Below are 2,459 nucleotides of genomic sequence, written 5' to 3'. Positions count from 1 at the left end.
CGCGGCGGTCCCGCCGGCACCGAGAATCACGGCACGGGCCCGGGCCGGGGCGCCGGCATGGCCCAGCGCCCCGGCGACTCCGGCCACGTCGGTGTTGTGCCCGGTCAGGCGCACCGTTCCCCCGCTGCCGTCCGCGTCGTCCCGGTGGATGACCACGGTGTTGAGCACGCCCAGCCGCTCCACAAGGGGACTGACCGCGTCCATCTGGGGCACCAGGGCCGCCTTCAGCGGCATGGTCACCGACAATCCCGCCCAGGCGGGGGTTCCGGGACCGGCGGCGCGGATGCCGGCGACGAAACCGGGCAGTTCCTCTTCGGTGAGGTCGATGGCCTCATAGCTGCAGTCGAAGCCCAGGCTGGCGTAGGCGGCCCGGTGCAGGGCGGGCGACTTCGAATGCCCGATCGGGTGGCCCAGCACCGCTGCCCGGTACTTCGGACCGGGCCGTGCTGCAGGGGCTTGCGGGGCGGTGCCCGGCGTCAGCTGCACCGGCCGGCCTTCTGCGTCGAACACCAGTTCAGGTACTCCTTGGTGTAGGTATTGTGTTCGGCCAGGGTCTTGGAGAACTTGGTTTCGCCGGTGTCCAGGTTGACCGTCACCCAATAGTAGTAGGGCACGTCCTTGGGATGGGCGGCCGCGTCGATGGCCGGGCCGCCCGGCGAATTGATCGGGCCCGCGGGCAGTCCGGGATGGGCGTAGGTGTTGTACGGGTTGGACTTGTCCGCCTTTTCCTCGGGCGTGATGTCGTAGCTCTTGCGGTTCAGCCCGTAGGTGACCGTCGCGTCGGACTGGATCAGGCCGGCGGTCTCCTTGTTGTCGGGCTTGAGCCGGTTCATGATGGCGCCGGCCACCGTGCCGTAGTCCGCCTCCCCCGCCTCGGCCTCGACGATGCTGGCGATGGTCAGCACCCGGAACTGCTCGTTGGGATCGGTGATGCCGTCCTGCTCCAGGCGCGCGATGGTGTTGCCGACCATCTGCTTCAGAATGTCCTCGGCCGTGGCATCGAGCGGGAACCGGTACTCACCCGGGAACAGGTAACCCTCGAGGTTGTGCGCCTGGGTGGGCAGTCCCAGCGCCTGCGGGTTTTTGGCCAGCGCCTCGAAGTCGGAGACCGGAATGCGGGTGCCTTCGGAGAGGACCTTGAAGACCTCGTGCTGGCGCAGCGTCCGGTTGATGGCTGCGTACGCCACCTTGGAGCCTTCGTCCGCCAGCAGTACGGCGGCAGCGTCTTTGGCCGGCATTTCCTGCTTCAGGGTGTACTGGCCGGGCTGGATTTCCCGGCCCTGCGCCTGGCTGGCCAGGGCGTCCAGGAACACCTTGCTGGAGGCGACGATGTCCTGCTCAGTCAGGGCGGAGGCGATGGCAATGGGGCCGGCGCCCTGCTCGACGGTGAAGGTGACTTCCTTGCCGCCGGGCCCGGCGTAGTCCTGGGGTTCGTGCATGCCCAGCAGGCTCTGCAGGATGAGCACCATGCCGACCAGCCCGGCCGCAAAGACGCCCAGCACGGAGAACAGGATGATCCTGCCCCGCCGCCGCCGGCGCTGCCTGGCCGTCAGCTTCTTGCCCTTGAGGGTGGAGCGGCGCGCATGGCTGCCCGCCGCCGGCCGGCGCATTCTCGCGGCACGCCGCTCCCGGTACAACAGGTCCAGCCCCTCGTCGGGCTCCGTCGCCCGCCGCCTGCGCTGCCCGTGTTGGGATCCGTTCACTGTGTCTCCCCTGCGCCGTACTGTTCTTCCTGCGTGCTCCCGGGCTGGTCCTGTCCGGCAGTCCGCATCCCATCCCGGCCGCCGGCCGGTGCTGCCACCACGGTGCCGACGTCCCGGCCCAGCGACCGCTGCATGTCGATCGCCTGCTGTAGGATCTCCACCGCGGCGGCCTGGTCCACCACCTTGCGGTGGTCCCGGCCGCCAACGCCGGCGGAATGCAGGGAGCGGTGCGCCGACACGGTGGTCAGACGTTCGTCCACTAGATTAACCGATATCCGCAAATCCGCGGCGGCCAAGGCCTGGACCAGGCGCACGGCGTAATCCCGGGCCATCCGGGTGGACTCCGATTCCCCGCCCTTCATGGTCCGGGGCAGGCCCACGAAAATCTGGACCGCGCCACGCTCGCGGGCCTCCCGCACCAGCAGCCTGATGTCGCTGTCCTTGCGGGCATCCCGTTTCAAGGTGCGGATCGGGGTGGCCAGGATGCCGTCGGGGTCGCTGCCCGCCACCCCGACCCTGGCCATGCCCACATCCACGCCCAACCGGACCCCCCGTGCCGGTCCGGGAGATCCGGGTGGAACGCTGTGCGCTGTCACCGGCTAGCCCCGGTTGGCAACCGCGCCGGCGATGGCCGTAAGGGCTTCCCCGACCTTTGCCGGGTCGCTGCCGCCGCCCTGGGCCACGTCGTCCTTGCCGCCGCCGCCGCCGCCGAGCACCCCGGCGGCGAGCTTCACCAGGGCGCCGGCCTTGACACCG

At 70.1% G+C, this 2,459-nt stretch carries 4 protein-coding genes; all 4 read right to left on the bottom strand.

Annotated features, from left to right (window positions below; translation table 11 throughout):
• Positions 1-510 (bottom strand): shikimate dehydrogenase family protein (locus tag ACFQ36_RS22180; protein ID WP_377017643.1); only part of this gene is annotated, 510 nt, incomplete at its 3' end.
• The gene (mltG, locus tag ACFQ36_RS22175; protein ID WP_377017641.1) at positions 477-1,703 is read right to left on the bottom strand and encodes an endolytic transglycosylase MltG; all 1,227 of its coding nucleotides are present in this window, start codon (positions 1,701-1,703) and stop codon (positions 477-479) included. The genes ACFQ36_RS22180 and mltG, both read right to left, overlap by 34 nt.
• Positions 1,700-2,227 carry a Holliday junction resolvase RuvX gene (gene ruvX, locus ACFQ36_RS22170; RefSeq protein ID WP_377017639.1) on the bottom strand — a complete coding sequence of 176 codons (528 nt, stop codon included), beginning with the start codon at positions 2,225-2,227 and terminating at the stop codon, positions 1,700-1,702. The genes mltG and ruvX overlap by 4 nt, the downstream gene beginning before the upstream one ends.
• 75 nt (positions 2,228-2,302) lie before the next feature.
• Positions 2,303-2,459, bottom strand: a 157-nt coding sequence (locus ACFQ36_RS22165; protein ID WP_377017645.1) for a DHHA1 domain-containing protein, incomplete at its 5' end; no start/stop codon positions are given.

Source organism: Arthrobacter sp. GCM10027362, assembly GCF_042679445.1.
Lineage (GTDB): Bacteria > Actinomycetota > Actinomycetes > Actinomycetales > Micrococcaceae > Crystallibacter.
The sequence above is the reverse complement of the archived record's forward strand: the minus strand, read 5'-3'. Positions and strand labels throughout refer to the sequence as shown.